We start from the raw sequence: 19,207 nt of genomic DNA, 5'->3' as shown, positions 1-19,207 counted from the left end.
TTGCATCCGCAATTGAGTGACAAACGTTCTTAAACATAGCTTAACGCGAAAATAGCTCAGCTGGTAGAGCGCCACCTTGCCAAGGTGGAGGTCGCGGGTTCGAATCCCGTTTTTCGCTCTGAGTAGACAAGTCTAAATATCATATAAAATATATAGGCTCGGGTGGTGGAATTGGTAGACACGTTGGACTTAAAATCCAATGAACATTAGTTCGTACGGGTTCAAGTCCCGTCCCGAGTACCAAGCGCAAAACCTCTGTTTTTACAGGGGTTTTCGTGTTTTTAGCCTCGACTTTTTTAATATGAAAAAAGACGAGAACGAAACAAATGGAAATAGAAACGGCCATAGTTTTTTTGAGTTTTCTATGAAGAAAAAACGATATTCTAATCCGAAAATTTATATTCCTCGTAAGAATGGAAGGCCGTCGGTAAGTGCAAAAAGCAGATGGCACGTTTATTTTTATTGGCGCACCGAAAAAGATGGCCCGCTAGATAAATTATTTACCTTTAGGAAAGACATCAACCGCTTAAAAACTCCTGCAGAAAGAAATGCTGCAGCAAAGTCACTTCAATCAGCTTTGCAAGTTGCACTCGATCGGGGTTGGAATCCCTTAACAAATACGACCATCGAAGAAAGGAATTCTCGCGATTCGATGTTATTGAAAGAAGCTCTCCAATTTTCTTATAAAATATTGGAAAGCTCCAAATCTACCGCCACACTTAACGGTTATAATTTTCATTTGAATAAGTTTTTGGAGTGGGCCAAAATTAATGGTTACCTGGGAATGGACGTGCGAAAATTTGGGATCGATGAATTTTATCAGTTTTTCGATTACCTAAGATTTGAATATGTAAACCCGAAAACAGGAGACAGTTTGAGCGGAACTTCAATCAATAATACCAAGCGATCGCTTTCTTCATTATTCGGGACCTTAAAGAAAGAACGTATTATCGCTGAAAACTTTGTAAAAGACATTCCGAAGGTTGATCAGGAGCCAGTCAACAATAAAGCATTTACATTAAAGGAATTAGAGCAAATCAAAAAAGCGGTACTCAAAGAGGATCCTTACCTGATTCATATCATTCGGTTTATGATGTACCCATTACTTCGCGTTAGAGAGATTTGTCGTTTACAAGTGAAAGATATTGATAGCGAACTTTCGATGTTGAAAGTGAAAACTAAAACCGAAGTTTTGAGTTACCGAAGGATCATCAAAAAGCTTGAGCCTTCTATAAAAGAATTGAAACTTGAAAATGAACCGCCAAATTTTCACGTTTTTACAAATTTAGATCAACCCAAAGATTGGAGCGATGCGACTTTAAAAAGTAGAACTGATCATTTTGGTAAACGCTTCAGAAAAATAAAAGACAAACTAGGCTTTGGTCGAGAATATGGGTTGTATTCTTTTCGGCATACCGCAATATTAGACCTTTACAATTCTAAAGTTGATGACGGTTTACCCCAACAACAAATTCTATTTGAATTAATGCCAATTACTGGCCATAAATCTGTTGCCGGGATAAAGAATTATTTACGTCATCATAAAAAATCAATCCCTGCAGATCATTCAGATATTTATACGATTGATATTTAGTAATATTTAATAAAGCTTTAAAAAATTTCACTCTCTACATCTACTTTCATCAATGTTTCTGATATAAATTTTTTATTTAATTTTCTTATTATATGAATTTCATTGTATTTCTTGCTATATTCACTAATTGAAATATCTTCAAACACAGAACATTTAAAGTTTTCTTTTAATGTTTTAGAGTTTATTCTAAAATAGAGCCATTTATTCCAGAAATTATCTTTTACATTCTGCAAACTTAATGCTTGTGACAATGAAGCATCGCATAGTGGCTTAACACCTAAACCACCGTATAAACAGAAATCTAACTTAGCATTATCTTTAGGCGCGACTGCGGTGATTACATTTCTATTACTTTCTACTAAAGCCGGCTGTAAATCCATCTCTAGAGAGATAATATCTTCTTTATTTTGCTCAAGATCAGAAAACACCTGCCCAGTCTTGTCGTAATAAATAGTTTCTCCATTTTTGTATGATAGTTTATAAAAACGATTATTATTGCTTCTCCATTTGGCACCAGGTGTTTTTAAATGTTCATGATCTTTTATTGGTTTCTCAAGAATGTTATTCTCTACAAAATCAATTTGCACTAATCTTCCTTTTGGCTTTATGTCTAAATTTAGCCAATTTTTTAAAAGGTTAACATATTCACCAAATTTCATGTCGGGCATAAAATCTGACAAAGAGAATACTTTTGGGAATACGTTTAATTGGCCGCCACTAAATGAAAATTCAAAATTGTTGTAAGCAGAAATATTGAGTTGTGTATAACGCAAACGAAGCTGAACAACTATAGGGTCGTAATTATCTGCAGCATCTACATTAATAGTGAGTTTCTCTTCTAATTGTACTCTCGTATAATTAGAAATGTAACTATTTAAAAGTGTTAATTCTTGAGAAAGAATATCTTTTCTATAAATTTTTAATTCAAAAACATCTGCTAAGCCTGGAGGCAGATTAATATTAAAATCAAGTTTGTAAGACCCGGGTTTGGTAGGGTTAAATATAGTTTCATAAGTGTTGTACATCTGTCCTTCAAGTTGTACTGCAGAAGTTCTTTGACCAAAAGAAAAGTTTAAATATTCATTGCTGTCAAAACGCTCTAAATAGTTTTGAGGGATGTACATTGCTTTTCTTAAATCTTGATTGGTGAAAATTTCTCCTACTACTTGTTTTCCTGCTTTTGCATAACCAAATTTTAGAATTTCTAAGAGGTAAGGAAATGGTACCATGACATTTCTATTTACATAAACCTCTTCGCTTTCATTGTCATCATTAGTTTCTGTTACCACCTCGTTAGATAAATAATTACCGTTGCTAAAATTATTTACAAAACCTAAATATCTACCGTAATTATCTCCTTTAGTAATTTCTGGATGGTAAACCATAGGAAAGTTATAACCTGTTTGCGGCCAATTTAGAGAAGCTTTAGTTTTAGCATGATAGATAAGGTTTTGAGCAATAATAACTGGCCATCCTAAATTTTTAAGATGTGTTTCGTAAATTGGCAGAATATCGCTACCATATTTCAAAACACATTCTATCATTACATCATTGTAATCTTCTAAATACAGAATTGCATCAAAATATTTATTGTGTAATAATAATTTTCCTTCAATTTTTGTTTTCTGATTAATTATGTTATCTGAGGTAACCAGATTTAATTTTTCTTTCAGCTCTTGGTCTGTTTTTGCCGTAAAAGGAAGCGAATAGCTTTGATGAATAGTGTCTGTAAATAATGAGTTTTCTTCTTTTAAGTTTACACCATAAGCACTTAAATCCCATTGAAAAGTTTTGGTTTGAAATACTATCATTTTTTTGCTAGATCAAAATTTAAACTAAAGTCATTTTCAAATTTTCTACTCTCGAACGTGTCTATACTTCTAAAATTTTTAATTACTTCATAGCGTTTATCTTCTAGCTGAAGCCATATTTTTTTGGAGCGAATAATAGAAGACAAAAAATTAATTTCTCCTTGGTTGTAAATCTCGCCGGTATCAATTTTAAATGAACGTGGTTCTTTTACTCCTATAGTTTTAGTATATTCTCGACCTTCTTGTTGAAAAGTAGCCTCTTCATTGCCATCTTCTGTTGTTAGAACTAATTTACCTGTGCAGTTAAATATTTCTGGACAATCCCACTCATTAAGCCAGATAATTTGATTTGTAGGTAAAGAGGCTTCTTTAATCACAATGTCAGAATAAACGCCCCAGGAATTAAGAAAGAGCTTATCACCTACGTTTACATTGTAATCTGAAAGATTCACAAAACAAGTGTAAATATTTGTATGTGGCACATTTACATTTAGCACATAGTTAATACCATTAGCGTAGAGAATTGCATTAGGTAATGGCTCTTGGCTATATACAGAAAAAGCGATGACAGCATCTTTTGGTAAATATTGTTTTTTTGGCAAATATGTTAATCTGTAGAAATGATTGCCATTAGGTGAATTTTGTTCTATATCATTTTCATTAAAAAATTCAGATAGACTAATTTTTGGATGCTTTCCGTTAATCCATTTTAAACCAAAATATTCTTCAAGCAAATTATTAGAGGGGCTCCCGATGGTTTTATTGTAAATCTTTAGATCCATTTGTATAGGTATTATGGGTCTAAAAAAATGCGTAAAAAGAGGTGGTAGTTCTTGGGGTTTTAATAATGTTTCTGTTTCTAAGCCAATTACAGTAGAAAGCGAGTTTTGAAAATAAGGAATTTTCTTTTTGTATTTTTTTTGGCTTAAAGTGCCTTGTGTCGTGAAATCTAAAATTACTTCTGCATTAGGTGTGCCGTTAGTTAAATTTAATCGGTTACGGGCGTGCGCAAAATAAAAGCTAAAATTAGATAAACCAGAAGAACTCTCTTCTACAATTAAAAGTAGAACTTGAATTGAAAAACTAACATTTTGCCCTTCTAAATTTATTTCAGCAGGATAGCTTCCTGCTTGTAAAATTTGTGTGTTTTGAGCATGAACAAGAAATGTAGAGGCTCCTGACGGTAAATTGGTAGTTTCTAATTGCAACCAATTAACAGTTGAAGTTAGCGTTAAATTTTCACTTGTATCTACAGAAATGCTAGCATTACTCTGAGAGGAAGCCCCAACTGCTTCTGAAAATAAAATTTGCTCTGGTGTAACAGATATATAATCTTCTTCTGTACCATCTGACCTTATTAAATAGTTTACCGCACCTTGTTTTGAAGAGTTACCATCGTCTACTAAGAAATTAGCGGTGTACAAACCGGGAGACATTCCTGCAGAATTAACACCTATGCTTATCATTTGGCTTCCAATACCTGTGGTTTCACTAACAACTAACCAAGGCTTATTGGTAACCAAAGACCAATTATTTTGTGTGGTTATTTGTAAATATTCTGCATCAGGTACAGGCTCATCTATGTAATGCTGAAAAGTAAATGCCGATTGAGAAATACTTAAAGGTATATAAGTTGTAATTTGAGCAGTTACTAAACTTGTATAGGTAACACTATTACTTAAACCCGCACCAATTCCTGAAAAATTAAATTTTACCTTGTAATTTGATTGGTGTAAACCTATCGGTAAATTATTAGCAAAATTAGAATTAAGAGTAAGCGTAAAAATAAAGCTAACCAAACCACCCTCATCATCTACAACAGAATCTTGAAAAATAGCAGTTAACCAGTTAGGGGTAATAAACTCCCAATTAGCTATATTAGAATAATTTAAACGGTTTGAAAAGGAGAGTTCTACCTGCTGTACAGGGACAACTCCTGAATACTTTTGATAATTTAAATTAGTAGTGGTAGGGTTAAAAGCCATATTAATTTTTTATTTGAGTGCTATCTTTTAATTTGTCGAGTTTCTTTTGTAGCTCCTGGCGTTTCAATTCAGCCTCGGAACCAAACAAAATATCTCTATTTTCTGAAGTTGCTAAGAGAATATTTTCTAACAACCTTTCAATTTTCGAATTTCCAAATGAAGAACTTGAAGCTGATGCAGATCCTGAACTTGAATATTCGTTTGCCGTATCGCCACCAGTGGCATATAAACCAAGTTTCTTTTTACGTTTGGTTTCCAGGTAATCTAGAATTTGAGGAACTTCGGGATCACTTCTTACAATCTCCGGTACCACATATTCATTGGTATGGACCACTCCCGCCACTTCGTGACCGGACCCGTCTTTATAACCCTGCCCGAACATATCTGTAAAGCCACCTTTAGCAAAGCCTTTTTTTGCAGATTTTCCTGCAGATGCTGCTTGTTTAATTGTAGAAATAATACCTGCAACCTGTGCTGTAAAACCAATAATTAATGGAATGTTTTGTGGAAAACCAACTTTAGCAGTTTCGGTAAAACCTGTGGCAATATTACCTGTTGCTTCTGCTTTTTGAAGAGCGATTTTTTGATTGAATTTATTAAAATCAATTACCATCTCCCTAGCAGCCATTACTTGTTTAGCAAGTAATAATATCTGCCCAACTTTTGATTCTTCTCCTGCAAAAGAAATAGCTGCGTTTAAAGAATCATTCCAAAGCTTTCTTTTAGCTTGCTGAATTTCTTCTTCTTTTTGGATTTCTTTATTTTTCCATTTTTCGTGAATCCCTGCCAAGGTTGCCTCGTGACTTTCTTTAAGGGCTTGCAAAACTGCATTTTTCTCTTCTTCATTTAACTGAAGCCGTTCGATTTCTGCCTTAAAATCTTCTTCGGCTTTTTGGTATGCTAGTTCTTCTTTTTCAAGCTCTTGCTCTTTTTTTATCTCATCCTTTTCCTGATCTGTTTCGGCTTTCGCTAATTCGAGTTCGTTTAAAAGTTCACGTTTGCGCTCTTCAAATTCTCGAATTTTTTCAAGTTTTTCTTCACGTTCTTTCTCTTCTGCTTCATCAATTCGGACTTTCCATTCATCTTCAATTTTTTGTAATAATTCTTTAGAAGCGTGTAATTCATTTGCTTCTGCTAGAGCGGCATCACGTTTTAATTTGAGTTTTTCAGATTCGAGAACCGCTAACCGGTCTTTTTCCATTTGATCATACTCAAGCTTCAGCTCAAGTAATTTCTTAGCTCGTTCTTTTTCTGCTTTTAGTTCATCTTCTGTTTTTTTAGCACCTAAATTTTTTGAGTTAGAATTATCTGGAGTTGTTTCTTTTAAATATATTTCTAACTCTTTACTAGTACCTTGTGCAATTTTTTTAAGTTCTTCATAGTAAGCTTCTGCTTTAGAAAGCTGCACTTTGTATTCTTCAGGATCGCCAAACCACTTATCTTCTTCTTCTGTAACTTTTTGTTTTAAGCGCTCAATATTCTTAGCGGTTGCTTCCATTTGAATTCTAGCCTCCTCATCGTAAGTAGTGCCAAACTCTTTTACGTTTTCTGTGATTCTTTTTACAGCTTCACTTTGCCCGTCTAAACCTGCCTGTTCTTTTAATTGTTCAATTGAAGTAAACATCAACCTAAAACCTTCAAGAACTCCAGTCATTATTTCTGTAGTAATAGCTTCAAGGTTTGAAAGCATTGCCGGAAAACCACTTTGCGAAGCATCAAACAAATCTGCTAATGCCTGCTCGTATTCTGTATTAGCATCAACTAAACGTTGAGTAGCCTCTTCGTTTTCATTAAGCTTTTTATTTTCTTCGTCAAATGCTTCATTTATGTTTTTAATAATTTCTTCAAAACCACCGGCATCTTCACCTGCGCCTTTAAATACATCTGCAACCAGTTGTTGTTTTTGCTGAAGATTTAAACCGAGTTCATTAGATTTAGAAATTATAGAATTAATAGCATCTTCAGTAGTTAATTTTCCTGTTTGTAATCCATTAGCTAATTCTTCTGCGAATTTTTTACCGAAAGCGTTTTCTAGAGCATCTTTTTGCGTTTGGGTCATTTCTTTTAAAGCAAGATCTGCTTCTTTGATAGCATCGATCAACTTATCGTTGTAGATGCCACCGGTAGCTTCCTGAGTAGCTATATCGATAAAGTCTTGTGCTGAATAACCTGCATTTTTAAATTGCACAGGATATTCTTCTAACTTACTTAAAAAATCTCCCTGAGCATCTGCGCCTCTTACAAAGCCTTGATTAATTAAATCTAGTGCTTCTTCTTGGGTGATGCCCATTTGTTTGGCGAGCGAATTAGCGCTTTTTAAAACTTCGTTATATTCCTTGTCAAAAGTTTCTGAAGTTGCTTGAACAGCAGCGCGAAATTGAGATAAACGCCGACCGTCAAAACCTGTAAGTTGCTCAGTAAGCTTTATGGTTTCTGCAATTTCTTTATTGTAGTCAAACCATCTTTTAACCCCTAAAACTATTGAGGTTAATGCAGCAGCTCCAATACCGATAGGAGTTGCTAAAAATGCAAGCCCGGCTCTTGTAGCTGCTTTTAATCCACCGGCTACTCCAAACATTGCTGTACGAAAACCAACGAGATCACCTGCTTTTAAGGCTTGGAAAGCTTGTGAGATATTACCCCCAAACTCGTTAAGCGTGGCATTGTGATCTTCTTGAGCGGTAATGTTTTTTTTAGTCTCATTAAGAAGTTCACGCTGATTTTTTTTCATATCATCGTAAATCTTCTCTGTCTTGGCGAGTTCTTTATTCGCGCGATGCCATTCTTCTGTGCCTTCGGTTAAGTTTTTGGTACGCGAACGTAGTGAGCGAAGTTCCTTACCAACTCCGTTAAGGGTGTTTTTTACCTCTTTACCATTTACACGAATGGTAAGATTGAATTGAGAATTATTTACGGCCATCGTCTTGTGTATTAAGTTGAACAACCAGACTATTAACCGTTGCTTTTACGGCATCGATTCTTGTTTCTGCCAAGGCTTTAACCAGGTAATCAATAGCGCCACTTTTTTGGTAGATGTTTTCATAAAAATCTTTTGAAGGAAGATTAACACTCGAGGAATCACGCTGCGTGGCATTTTTATGATATCGCTCGGCTTCTAAAATTACGGTTGAAGCTCCGCGAGTTCCTGTAAAACCAAAATGCTGAATAAAACCTATTTTAGAAGAAGTAAAGTTTAAGCCTAACAAACGGAAATCGCCCATTTTAGCTTTTACTTTTGTTGCCTCTAAAATGGGTTTGATATCGTTCTTGGGATCTCCTTGGTTGCGAATATGTAATTTTTGCTTGAGCAACTGCAAGACATAGTCCTGAGCCATTTTTGCAGCTTTACGCCCAATGTAGCGTTCTTTATTGAATATTTTTTGTTGCTCAGCGTTTCTGGCCATTGCTCAATTTTTAAGCAATTTGGCGAGTACTCCTATTTAAAAAAAGGACATCTTAACTACGCTCGATGCAGACTCAATTAACACACGGTATCGAGGTCGCTCCAATCTTCTGCTTTTATCTTTAGCGCTTCGTTATCTTTGAACTCTCCAGAGAAACGATAGCCGTACAAATTTTCTGTAAAGACGGGACCTACTTTAACCCACTTTACCGAGGCAGCTTTAAATTTATTGTAAAGAAGATGCTCCGGGTTTCGAGCATCAAAACGCATACGAGAAACTATTTTTAAACCAATGCGCTCGCACTCATCAAGCATTTGGTTTTGCTCTTGAGCATTACTACGTTCGGGGTTTTGGTAGATGGTAAACGCCCAAAACCGACCAATTACAGAATTTGAAAGCGTGCTTTCGCCAGCATCACCTTCTGGTGATTCTGTGGTCATACAAGGGAATGTTATGCCCGATCTAAAAGCCCCGAATAATTCGTCTAGATCCATACGGAAGAATGAATTTTCATTAAAATCAATCAACTTTTCGTTTAGACTTTCAAAATAATCGACAATAGGTTTGTGGGTAAAGGCTTGGTTTTCCATTAGTGTTTTTGTTTTTCGATTTCGACTAATTCATTTTCGTAGACACTTAAGAACTCATTGATCGTAAGATCTTCGGTCTCTTTAATTTTTGAAGTATCGAAGCCAACTTTATGATGGATCAACTTACCAAATGGCGTGTAAGTGGCTTTAACCGGTTTGGTTTTTGGTTGCTCGGGATCCTGTTCTGCTTCAACTGGTTTTGGGAATACGTGTGGATATAAACCGATGATGTAATTTCGAGAGCCTTCGTAAGCGTAAGCGATGGCCAACTTTTGTCGGTAAGGCATTTTTGCAAACAAACTGACTTCTTTTTGGACCAGAAGTTTTTCAAAAGGTTTACGTTTATCGATTTCACTTTCACCGCCTTTTTTGCGGTAGAGGGTAGCGCAAAGTAAATTGAGGTAATCGATCTTTACGGTTTCTCGCCAATGATAAAAAAGCGTATCGGCAAATGAAAACTCCTTCATTTTTACATTCTGCAATCGAACGGCAGGAGGGAAGTAGGTTTTACCTTTGAGTTTGAAAGCTTTCGGGAATTGATGCCGTTTATTTTCACTCAATAAAAACTGAAAATGATCTAAATAGGTCGAAGGCGGTATTTGTCGTAAAGCAATTCTTACTTTGAACCAACTATTCTCGCGCAGTAAATTTTTGATGAGATGCAAGTATAACCTCTGGATAAATTTTGGATGGGCTTGTTTTTCTTCGGGTAGTTTTCGATAATGTTCTAAGCCTTCAGCAATATGTTGCAATTGCTTTTCTGAAAGCTCGTTCCAAGTTTGCGGTAGTTTGATATTAATTTTCATATTGCTAAATTGGCGCAATACTCAATTTTTAAAAAGGACAGGAATAATTGAAAAAACCAACCTTCGTAAATACGCACCCAGAAGCGATTAAAGAAACTTTAATTAAGGTCGGTAAAGTGCGCTTAGCGGAAGCCTGTAAAATGAAAGGTTTAGAAATGCCAAAGAGAATGGAACGATTTAAAGTTACCTGGTATCATAATCGGGCGTTTTTAAATTACAGCTATTCGGTGCAGAATAATAAGAGAGATTACGAAACTATTTTAGTACTGCACAATGAAGAGTTGCCGACATTCGGTTGGATTATTGAATGGGAGAGTTATTAAAGTTTTTTTACTTCATCTTTCAGCCAGTTTACAAGGTCTTTATAATTTTTCTCAGAAAATTTATTTCTAGATTTATCGCTTAATTTATTATTGAACAATGAATAGCTTATTCCCAAAACTTCAGGGATTTTCCCACGGCCAGTAAAGCCGAAATCTTTTATAATTTTAACGGTTTTTTCGTGAATATCCAATTATTTAAAAATTTCTTCGTTTAGATTATTTAAAGACTCTCCTTCTTCGAACATTTTTCTTCGATAAATTTTATTGTGATAGTTTCCGTAATGTTTAAATTAAGTGAGTTATTAATTGAAAAATCCGAACCCCTTTGAAGTTATCGCCGGGGACTCGGATTTTTTAATTTACATTATTACATCTAATCATTTCGTCTGTTACTTCAAACTCATATAATGCGCAAGGGTTATTAACTTCTTGGTTTTTTTGGTAGTAAATTTCTTTTTTAACATATCCAGCCTGTACCTCTGAAGGAACATAACCTTCAGCATCATATTCAACTCCGCTTTCTTTTGCTTCTTCCGTGTTCCATTCTGAAGTATCACCATTGGTATATGTCATGATATATAAATCATCCATGTTAGTTAACCATTCTTCACCCGTTTGCGGATCGTGAACTATATAACCGTTATTAATTAAATTCCTAAGTTTAATCCAATTATCTTGCTCCTTTCTTTCTTCTTCGGTCAACCCGGAAAAAGCTAATTCAACTTCATCTTCTCTAGGATCTGTAAACTGTTCTGAAATTTCAGCTTCAAAATCTTCTAAGCTATCACAATTTTCTGACGGTTCTAAATCATCGCCCGAAATACCTCCAATTACAGAAGATTTTAAAACTCCTTCTTCAATATAATATTCCCAAATTCCTGCACTATCTTGTGATGAATAATTTTCTTTTGTTTCTTGATTTACTAATCTGTTTCTAGTTTCCATAATTTCCGAGTTTTAATGTATTACTTATTGTTTGATGTTTCAAATATAAGACCTTTTTACATTGTGTGCAAATAAATCACACAAATAATTAAAAAAAGTTTTTTAGGATGAATTTCTCCTACAAACTCCCAACCGTAAACCCAAGACCGAAAGCACCCAAACCAAGCAAAACAAACTCCCACCATTTCGATTTTGGTTTGATCGCTTTTTCGGCTTCGTATTGCGTGTTGAGAATGTTGTAATTTTCCTGAAGAAGATTAAATTTCATTTGCTCATTTTCGAGTGCTTCTTGCATTAATCGCAGATGATCTTCAAGGTTGGCATAGCCACTTTCTAACATCATCAACTTCTTGTTGAGTGTTCGGTTTTGTTGCTTGGCTACAATTGCATCTTTTGCTTGCTCAATCGTGATCTGGATAGTATCTTGAGAATAGCTGTTGAATGCTATCAGCATCACGCATATTGCGAATAACTTTTTCATCTTGAGTTTGTTTTTTGTCAAGGTTTGACATTTGCTTTTGGATAGTTAATTTTTCAGCTCTCAAAATTTCGATGCTGTCGAGGATCTTTTCTTTCACTTCATCAAGGCTGTCGATATTAATGAAGTTGGTTTCTTTCTTTTCTTCAAGCTGATTATCGATGATCGAGTTGCTGTTCTTCAATGCTTTATTTTCGATTGATTGCTGATAGTTGTAAGCTACAGAAGCTATTAATCCGAAAACCAAAACAAGTGCGAAAACTGAGGTTTTATCTATTTTCATTTTGAAGTGATTTTTAATTGAAATTCGCTACCCATCATTTTCAATAGCTGCGCCATTGCTTGAGTAGAATTTGTTACATCGATCACACCATCACGATTGACATCACTCAAATTCAAACCAGGTAAAATGCATCCGCGTATATCGGTGTAGTAATTCCCCTTGTGAATTAGAATGTAAGATCTTCCGGGAACATTAAGCACGTGAAAATGCTCTCCAAATTTTGGGCTCGTTCGCTTCTTGACTTGATATATACCTTCAGGAATGCAGCTGATGTTTTGTTGATTATTTTTCCACGGAAGTTCAAGACAATCAAATTCTGCTTTCACTTCGTTGTTATTGTTCAAAACAAACAGCTTTCCGATGGTTTGCTTTTCTTCGTGGCTGTAACGGTTAATGTGTAGTTTCATCTTATTTATTTTTTAAGCGTTCTCGTAATTTCTCATTTTCGACACTAAGCTTGGCTAGTCTTTCTTTCAGCTGACTGTTTTCGCTCATTAACTTAGAAATCTCACGGTGAAGCTTTCTATTATCTTCTTGGAGTAACATCAAAGACTTTCGCTGATCCCTGTTTTCAATCTTCACTTCTTTCAAATCATTTCTAAGATGGTCTACATCTTCTTTGATTTGCTTGGTAAGCGTATCATAAACAGCTTGGACATTGCTTAATGCATCAGCTTCCGATTTTTGAAGATCTGCTTTTCTGAATTTGTAGCCCGTGAAAAAAGTAATAACTGGCGCCAAAACACCAATAAACCATTCCCAATTGTCTATAATTGTTTTCATTAACTATTTATTTTTTCAATATTATTTCTCAAGATCCCATTCATATTAGACCAGTTCTCAAGGCTCAATGGTTTGGGTAAGTTTTCTATCACTAATTGAGCGCTTGCTAGATCTGTGCCGTACACACCAATTAAATTACTTTGTATTGGCGGTGGTGGAGTATCGCCCCAATCGTAATCTTCATTAATTAGAGTGGGGTGCCAAATATTTTGTTGACTGATTATAGATTGTCTTGCGTTATCATTGAGGGTAAATGTATATACACGCTCATCGCTAACTTCTACTATATCTGATAATCGAGTTTGAGATTGTAAGTAAGCAGAGAATCTGTTAGCCTCTATAGAGCCTCCATCTTGATTGCTCAAATCACCATCCCAAAATGATACAGTAGAAGTTGAAATACTAGTGCCTTGTAACGTGTTCAATTTTACTTTTAATTTTACGGACGCATTTTCAGGGATTGAAGAGATGGCAGAAACATCAAAAGTCATCAACCCTCTAGTGATTGTGTATTGGTTATTATTATCTCCTAGATAACAGCCTAACACATTGTTGTCTAGATGAGCGTAATAAGAAGTATTTCTAAGATCTCCCCAATAACTTGTATTAGGCACACGACCAGAATCCATCGCATATATATTTGTAGCCTGTATAATCATTTCTTAATTATTTTGAATCCAAGTGTTATCTGGAGAAAATTCCACGATATTATCTCCTAGATAATAGCCTACAACTCTATTATATTGATTAGCTGCAGTTACAGGCTGGTCTGTAATCTCTCCATTTGTAGATAGATAGATTGAGCTTCCTGTGCCATAAGAGTTTGATCCAATTTGCACAATGCCTTCAGTTAACAACACACCACCTACATACATAGCTAATTTTTTTGTGGCTGAATTATCTGCCACGGAAGCTAATTTCCAATTATTATCTGCTGTGAGATACACTATACTGTTTTCTGTATAATTGGAATTGAAAATAACACCTACATTAATAAGCTTACCAGAATAGGGTTTGCTTTCAGAAATATTTGCAGGATCTATTGTTTTTTGCTCTTCCCAACTATTATATTTTTCTTGCGTGATCTGATCGAGTACCGTCTTATTTCCATGGTTGTGAAATCTTGAGTCGTCAGCATTCGCTTTTTGCGTGACTGTATTCCATTGAGCGATTCTTGGGTCTGAAAGAAGTAAATAGCGACCATCAATAGAAAAATCGATGATCTTTCCATCTGCTGTAATAATCATGATAACACCATCATTATTATCGTTGAAGCTACCAGAATTAATCACATCGTCCGTGAATTCTAATTGCTGGTTAGCTAATAACGAAGCTGTTAATGGTGTACCATCTTGCCTTGTGATCGTTAACGTTGGGTTTGAATCACCAGTGAATGAAACTGCAACTGGTGTTTTGAGAAAGGCTTCATTCCATTCGTTAATATTGGTTTGGGTGAAATCTTCTTCGTTCCAAACTTTTTTCCAATTTGAAAACACACCGTTGGACAATTTTCTTTCTAAGGTGCGAACTGTACCACCATCTGAAATATATCTATATGTAATTGAGAAAAACCCAGTACTATGTTTAATGATCATTACAGTACCACCACCGCCAAGTGGTCTACCTAACGTGGTCCCCTGTGCTGAGTAAAAACCACTTTTTAAGCTCGATATTTCAGCAACACTATCTAAATCACTAATTGCTGGTGCATTGGCACCTAACCCAAAATCACGGAAATCCCCCCAACTATAAGCTTCATTCCATTGGTCTATTTCGGTTTGCGTGAATTTTCCGCTATGCCATATTTCCTCCTGTGTTCCGTCAAAAAATTGAAGCCCAGCCCTTTTTGTGCTTATCGAAAACATAAGGGCAAAAGTTTGATTATTCCTTGAAAGAGATATGTATCTGGGAGAGTTGAGAAAACTCGTGTTTTCGCCAGCAGCGTAAATACCTGACTCACCGTAAGTCACAACACCATCAACAAGAGGTCTGACAGGCAGATTAAATACGCCTAATCCGTAAGATGTATAATTTTCTACTTCTGTATCATTTCCAGTTATTAATTGGTCTGCATTTCCTGTTTTGTGGATTACTTCCGAATCATTCGCTTTTAGGTCAAGTGCTGCTTGCAATCCTTGTATGTTGGTAATTTGAAAAGTAACCGAACTTAGAATATTATTTTCTGTATCTCTCAAATGAAGATTGCTTCCTGAGAGCGATATAGATTTTGCAAGGTTTGAAACGAATGAACTAACGGGTATTTCACTCAACAATTCATCCGCATCATTTCTCAATTCTAGCTTTTCAGTACTTTCATTATAAGTGAAAGTGGTACCCTCGTTATTTAACCATCCTACACCGACTTCACTAATCAAAACACCTGAAGCATTTCTAATTAATATTTTTTGATTTGCCATGTCAGCATACAAAACCATCCCTTCCAAATCAGCTATTTTAACTTCATTGGCATCTATGTAGCTTTTTAGCAGGTTTAATTTCGCTACAATGAAAGCTTTGAAAGAGCTTATATTTTGAATTATTTTTTCTGAAAAATTCATATTTAAAAATTAATTTCGTTTTCTGCTTCGCTCGTCCAGTCGGGTATTTCATCGGAAATTAACCCGATATTTTCTTGAGCTTGTTGTTGTTGTGGGGGCGTGAGATCTTGCTCTATGTCGTAGCGAATTGATGAATCGTTATAGAACCAAACCTGAAATGGATTGTTTTGAAGGTCAGAATAGTTAGTTATATTTGGAAGTTTCCATATTTTATAGCCATTATATTCAAAATCAAAACCTTTTAAATCTTGGCGCTGACCACTTGCATTTATAATTTGAATTGCAAAATCAGTAAACCTACCGGCTAAGCTATTTTTCACTGCAAAATGATAAGGAGTTGATTCTTGGTCAGCTTCTATAATATAGAAATTAGCGCCAGAAAATTGATTGCTTGCATTAGCGATTACATCTGTTAGAATGAAATCTAGTTGATCGTAAAAGAGAGATTCTTTTTCATTTATGCATAAGTATTGACTGTTATACCACAAATACAACTTCATAGAATCTCTGGCAAAATAAAGTTTGTCGGTAACCCCCTGTAGAGGAAATTGTGATTTAGTATTATAACTTACTAATGCATCTGTACCAAATATTAGTGTCCACTCATCATTCTCCCATCGGTAAATTTGCTGTGGAATGTTTGAGCCATTAACAATAATAGCAAAAGCATTTTCCGGAGCGTTTGGGTAAGTAGCTTGTAAAAGTGACAAACTGCCAAAGTAGCCTACAAAATCGGCATGGTATAATTCGTTTTGAAGTTCATCAAGGCGGTTGGCGTGATGTTCAAAAATCTGAGCGATCTCTCTAAAATCTTCTGCAGTAGCTTCCTTTTGTCTATTCACTGACGGATTTACATTCGTTTTTTCCGCTAATTCTTCACTGGCCCTTAATGCACTCATTTATAATAATTTTTATCGAATTTCTGTTTTGCTAACACCTTAAAAAAGGACATTAAAAACTGACTGTACTTTTCGTATTGTAAACCGGGTTAATTTTCTCTGTGTCGGCTTTTAGAGCGTATTGCACGAAAACCTCTGGATTGTCTTTGAGGTAGTTCACCAACTTTCTTAAATATTCGTTGCCGTCTTGCTGTTTTTTGAGACTGAAGTTTTCTCGCTCTCGCTGACTTAATCCTTGCTTACTTTCACCCTGTACTTCATCGGAAACAACAAACAGCCCGCTGCGATCGATGAGAAATAAACCTTCTTCGGCAACTTCTGCCAAGCAAAGCATTACTTGAGCCGATTGGCAAATTTCAAGTGCTTTCTTTTCTTCAGGATTAATCCCTCCTTTTATTTGAAAAACCGTCTCATTTCCTAGCAATGCTGAAAAATATTTATCTTCTACCTTTAGGAGGTGTGGCCTTAATTGCTGAAAAGTAAGACGGCTGTTATTGATGTTGAACCATCGCTGAAAGTCTTTAGTTTGACGTGTAAACAGTTCTTTGAATTTGGTATAGCTCTCGGTGTTTACCCATTCTTCAAAGTCGGTTTCTGAAGATTCCATAATCTCAAGCGCTTCATCGATCGCATCGCTTCCCGATTTGAATAGCTCTCGTTGCAAGTCTCGCACTTGCCACCATTCTGCAGGTTTTGAGTTTTGGCTTTGAGAAATCATTAAGCCACTATCACCAATTGATATGATCGCAGTTTTACTATATGCTAATAATGCTAATTTTACAGCTGCTTCTTCGAGTAGCTCAATAACATCTGCTCGTAAACCTTCGGGAGTTTCTTCAGCAATTAGAGCACTTAATAATTCTCGGCTAATAGCAGGTTTTAAGTGTTTGCGTTCAGCCTGTTTGATGTAAGGTTCAAAAACATTCCAACTCGCATTATAACTTACCGTTGCGTGTTTTTGTACCGTTTGTATAGATTTTACAAGTGTTGCCATTACATTTCTGTTTGAGTTCCTGTAGGGTTTTTATCTAAGGTGGTAAGGTTTTCGACAGCAAATGCGCCTTCGAGCGATTCTTCCCACCCATTGTAATCTCTTAGAAATCGCCAAGAATCTAAAGTGATTTCACGTTTAGGTTTGTATAATGAATTCAGAATGCTAAAGGCTTCGCGTTTGTTAGAACCGCCTTCTCCACCAAGTTTACTGCCGGGTATTCCCGTACCCATTAAATTTGGATCGGTCCCGATGGCTCCCATAATTTCTTGGTTTCCGGTACCGGCATCGAGTAAACCTTTACCATCACCATCGTTTTTGGTTTCAAGTGGTACCACTTCAATACCTTTTACCCATTTACCTTCACGGTCCTTAAAAACGGTGGTTTGTATCGATTTTCCTGCGTTTTTGTTACCGGCCAAATGATCATCAATCGAATCGGTTAAGTTCTGACGAATTTCTTTTTTCTTATCGAGTTTGAATTTATCCCAGTCGGATCCATAAGTGCGTAAAAAGTATTCTTCGCTGATGTACACCATATATTTGATGTTCAGCTGATTTTTAGAGAATGCTTTTTTGTATTCAGGAATGTTATTAACCACTTCCATCCATCCGTTACGGTAGGGAGAATGGTGATCGGGTTCTGGATAATAAACTTCATCCATCAAAGGGTAAAAGATGGGCATTACAAATTTGTGGATCTTCTTCGATTTGCAATACTCTTTAATTTCTTCCGCAGAAAAATACGAGTCCATCACCGGTATTTTTCGTACATAGTTTTTATCGTCTGGATCTGTAGATGTTTTCCAATTGTGACAGAAGTAAGCGTTTTCTATTAATCCTGATTTTTCATTGATTAGCTCGAATCGCATTTTTGCGGTCTGCTGCCTCCTAACTGAATGAATTTTACTGAAATCATTAGTTAACACAAACTCTGGAAAGGCAATGTTGAAGGTTTCGAGATCGTGAATTATTTCAATCCAAAAACGTTGCATTTTCGAACGTTTAAAAAATTGGTTGATATCGGGGATTGAAGATACCGGCACAATTTGTTTTTGCTCTTTGCCATCGTCTGTAGAATCTAAACGATGAAGTTTGAATCCCTGGCCATAATGCGTTGCTTTGAGAAATCTATACGAAGCACCGGCAGCACCATTTTTACGTACGGTTGCCAGAAAATTTTGAGGGTAGCGGTTATCGTCGCCCCACTTTGCAATTTTACCCGAAGCATTAATGGTTTTTTCTTCCGGCTTAATATAGGTATGGTCCTTCTTGCTATCTATTTGAAATGCTGCAGTGGTACCCATTCCGTAACTAAGATGCTTATTGATGTGCTTAACGTGTGTCATTATGGTATTACGTGTTTGCCGTTGAACTCGATGATGTATTTAATGTTGATCTTCTTGATATTGCCGTTTTCCAGTTTTATATTCCTAGTCTTATTGCTGAAGTGGTTGGGGTTCTTCTTGACGATTTCTCGCTTTTCTGAAGGCTTGAAATTTTGAAGAGCGTAAATACTGTCGGGGTCGTTCCCTTTTTCATTCATCACCAATTTGGCATTCTCGTAGCGGTAAAATTTACCGCCTTCTTTGCTGAACTTATTGAAACTTCTAACTGCAATATCAAATTTAATGGCACGGCCTTCTTTGTTTGGCGTACGCATTTCTTCTAGTACATCTTTAAGGTAGACGGTTTCTTTCATAATACGAATATGCCACGGCAATAGTCATCAAAAAAGGACAGCAAAGCGCCTGTCC

Annotated in this window: 20 protein-coding genes and 2 tRNA genes; 4 read left to right on the top strand and 18 right to left on the bottom strand. The window is 35.8% G+C overall.

Going from position 1 to position 19,207, the window contains the following annotated elements:
* Positions 1-45 precede the first annotated feature (45 nt).
* The 3 genes from KW502_RS11030 (at position 46) to KW502_RS11020 (ending at position 1,594) form a co-directional block, all read left to right on the top strand.
* A tRNA-Gly gene (locus KW502_RS11030) sits at positions 46-118 on the top strand.
* 38 nt (positions 119-156) lie between these two features.
* A tRNA-Leu gene (locus tag KW502_RS11025) sits at positions 157-243 on the top strand.
* A gap of 58 nt (positions 244-301) precedes the next feature.
* Complete coding sequence (locus KW502_RS11020; protein WP_219040615.1) at positions 302-1,594, top strand: tyrosine-type recombinase/integrase; 1,293 nt, start codon at positions 302-304, stop codon at positions 1,592-1,594.
* Positions 1,595-1,611: 17 nt separating this feature from the next.
* Here KW502_RS11020 and KW502_RS11015 read toward each other — a convergent pair whose 3' ends face one another.
* The 6 genes from KW502_RS11015 to KW502_RS10990 all read right to left on the bottom strand — a co-directional run bounded on the left by KW502_RS11015 (position 1,612) and on the right by KW502_RS10990 (position 10,190).
* Positions 1,612-3,405: a hypothetical protein gene (locus KW502_RS11015; RefSeq protein ID WP_219040614.1), complete on the bottom strand. Its 1,794-nt coding sequence runs from the start codon at positions 3,403-3,405 to the stop codon at positions 1,612-1,614.
* Entirely contained in the window at positions 3,402-5,390 is a 1,989-nt protein-coding gene (locus KW502_RS11010; protein WP_219040613.1) for a hypothetical protein, read from the bottom strand. The genes KW502_RS11015 and KW502_RS11010 overlap by 4 nt, the downstream gene beginning before the upstream one ends.
* Position 5,391: 1 nt before the next feature.
* Positions 5,392-8,310, bottom strand: a complete 2,919-nt coding sequence (locus tag KW502_RS11005; RefSeq protein WP_219040612.1) for a phage tail tape measure protein — start codon at positions 8,308-8,310, stop codon at positions 5,392-5,394.
* Positions 8,297-8,794 carry a hypothetical protein gene (locus KW502_RS11000; RefSeq protein ID WP_219040611.1) on the bottom strand — a complete coding sequence of 166 codons (498 nt, stop codon included), beginning with the start codon at positions 8,792-8,794 and terminating at the stop codon, positions 8,297-8,299. The genes KW502_RS11005 and KW502_RS11000 overlap by 14 nt, the downstream gene beginning before the upstream one ends.
* 77 nt (positions 8,795-8,871) lie before the next feature.
* Complete coding sequence (locus KW502_RS10995; protein WP_219040610.1) at positions 8,872-9,384, bottom strand: hypothetical protein; 513 nt, start codon at positions 9,382-9,384, stop codon at positions 8,872-8,874.
* Positions 9,384-10,190 carry a hypothetical protein gene (locus tag KW502_RS10990; protein WP_219040609.1) on the bottom strand — a complete coding sequence of 269 codons (807 nt, stop codon included), beginning with the start codon at positions 10,188-10,190 and terminating at the stop codon, positions 9,384-9,386. The genes KW502_RS10995 and KW502_RS10990 overlap by 1 nt, the downstream gene beginning before the upstream one ends.
* 47 nt (positions 10,191-10,237) lie before the next feature.
* On the opposite strand from KW502_RS10990, the gene KW502_RS10985 reads away from it, so the two are divergent.
* The gene (locus tag KW502_RS10985; protein ID WP_219040608.1) at positions 10,238-10,513 is read left to right on the top strand and encodes a hypothetical protein; all 276 of its coding nucleotides are present in this window, start codon (positions 10,238-10,240) and stop codon (positions 10,511-10,513) included.
* Here KW502_RS10985 and KW502_RS10980 read toward each other — a convergent pair.
* From KW502_RS10980 to KW502_RS10925, 12 genes are all read right to left on the bottom strand, one after another.
* A complete protein-coding gene (locus KW502_RS10980) occupies positions 10,510-10,704 on the bottom strand; it encodes a hypothetical protein (RefSeq protein WP_219040607.1) in 195 nt (64 codons plus the stop codon). The two genes, KW502_RS10985 and KW502_RS10980, sit on opposite strands and share 4 nt — an antisense overlap.
* A 163-nt stretch (positions 10,705-10,867) precedes the next feature.
* Positions 10,868-11,458, bottom strand: coding sequence for a hypothetical protein (locus tag KW502_RS10975; protein ID WP_219040606.1), 591 nt, complete (start codon positions 11,456-11,458; stop codon positions 10,868-10,870).
* A 118-nt stretch (positions 11,459-11,576) separates the two neighbouring features.
* On the bottom strand, positions 11,577-11,939 hold the full coding sequence (locus tag KW502_RS10970) for a hypothetical protein (RefSeq protein ID WP_219040605.1): 363 nt from the start codon (positions 11,937-11,939) through the stop codon (positions 11,577-11,579).
* Positions 11,860-12,219, bottom strand: a complete 360-nt coding sequence (locus KW502_RS10965) for a hypothetical protein (protein WP_219040604.1) — start codon at positions 12,217-12,219, stop codon at positions 11,860-11,862. Before KW502_RS10965 ends, KW502_RS10970 begins: the two co-directional genes overlap by 80 nt.
* Complete coding sequence (locus tag KW502_RS10960; RefSeq protein ID WP_219040603.1) at positions 12,216-12,626, bottom strand: DUF5675 family protein; 411 nt, start codon at positions 12,624-12,626, stop codon at positions 12,216-12,218. Before KW502_RS10960 ends, KW502_RS10965 begins: the two co-directional genes overlap by 4 nt.
* A 1-nt stretch (position 12,627) precedes the next feature.
* Positions 12,628-13,002 carry a hypothetical protein gene (locus KW502_RS10955; protein WP_219040602.1) on the bottom strand — a complete coding sequence of 125 codons (375 nt, stop codon included), beginning with the start codon at positions 13,000-13,002 and terminating at the stop codon, positions 12,628-12,630.
* Positions 13,002-13,661, bottom strand: a complete 660-nt coding sequence (locus tag KW502_RS10950; RefSeq protein ID WP_219040601.1) for a hypothetical protein — start codon at positions 13,659-13,661, stop codon at positions 13,002-13,004. The genes KW502_RS10955 and KW502_RS10950 overlap by 1 nt, the downstream gene beginning before the upstream one ends.
* A 3-nt stretch (positions 13,662-13,664) precedes the next feature.
* A complete protein-coding gene (locus KW502_RS10945; protein ID WP_219040600.1) occupies positions 13,665-15,560 on the bottom strand; it encodes a pyocin knob domain-containing protein in 1,896 nt (631 codons plus the stop codon).
* Positions 15,561-15,562: 2 nt separating this feature from the next.
* Positions 15,563-16,459, bottom strand: a complete 897-nt coding sequence (locus KW502_RS10940; protein ID WP_219040599.1) for a hypothetical protein — start codon at positions 16,457-16,459, stop codon at positions 15,563-15,565.
* A gap of 52 nt (positions 16,460-16,511) precedes the next feature.
* A complete protein-coding gene (locus KW502_RS10935; protein WP_219040598.1) occupies positions 16,512-17,453 on the bottom strand; it encodes a DUF6712 family protein in 942 nt (313 codons plus the stop codon).
* On the bottom strand, positions 17,453-18,799 hold the full coding sequence (locus KW502_RS10930) for a hypothetical protein (RefSeq protein WP_219040597.1): 1,347 nt from the start codon (positions 18,797-18,799) through the stop codon (positions 17,453-17,455). Before KW502_RS10930 ends, KW502_RS10935 begins: the two co-directional genes overlap by 1 nt.
* Positions 18,799-19,152, bottom strand: coding sequence for a hypothetical protein (locus tag KW502_RS10925; RefSeq protein WP_219040596.1), 354 nt, complete (start codon positions 19,150-19,152; stop codon positions 18,799-18,801). Before KW502_RS10925 ends, KW502_RS10930 begins: the two co-directional genes overlap by 1 nt.
* Positions 19,153-19,207 lie beyond the last annotated feature (55 nt).

It is taken from the genome of Mesonia aestuariivivens (assembly GCF_019311235.1).
GTDB classification, from domain to species: Bacteria; Bacteroidota; Bacteroidia; order Flavobacteriales; family Flavobacteriaceae; genus Mesonia; species Mesonia aestuariivivens.
This window is presented reverse-complemented; position numbering and strand designations above follow the sequence as displayed.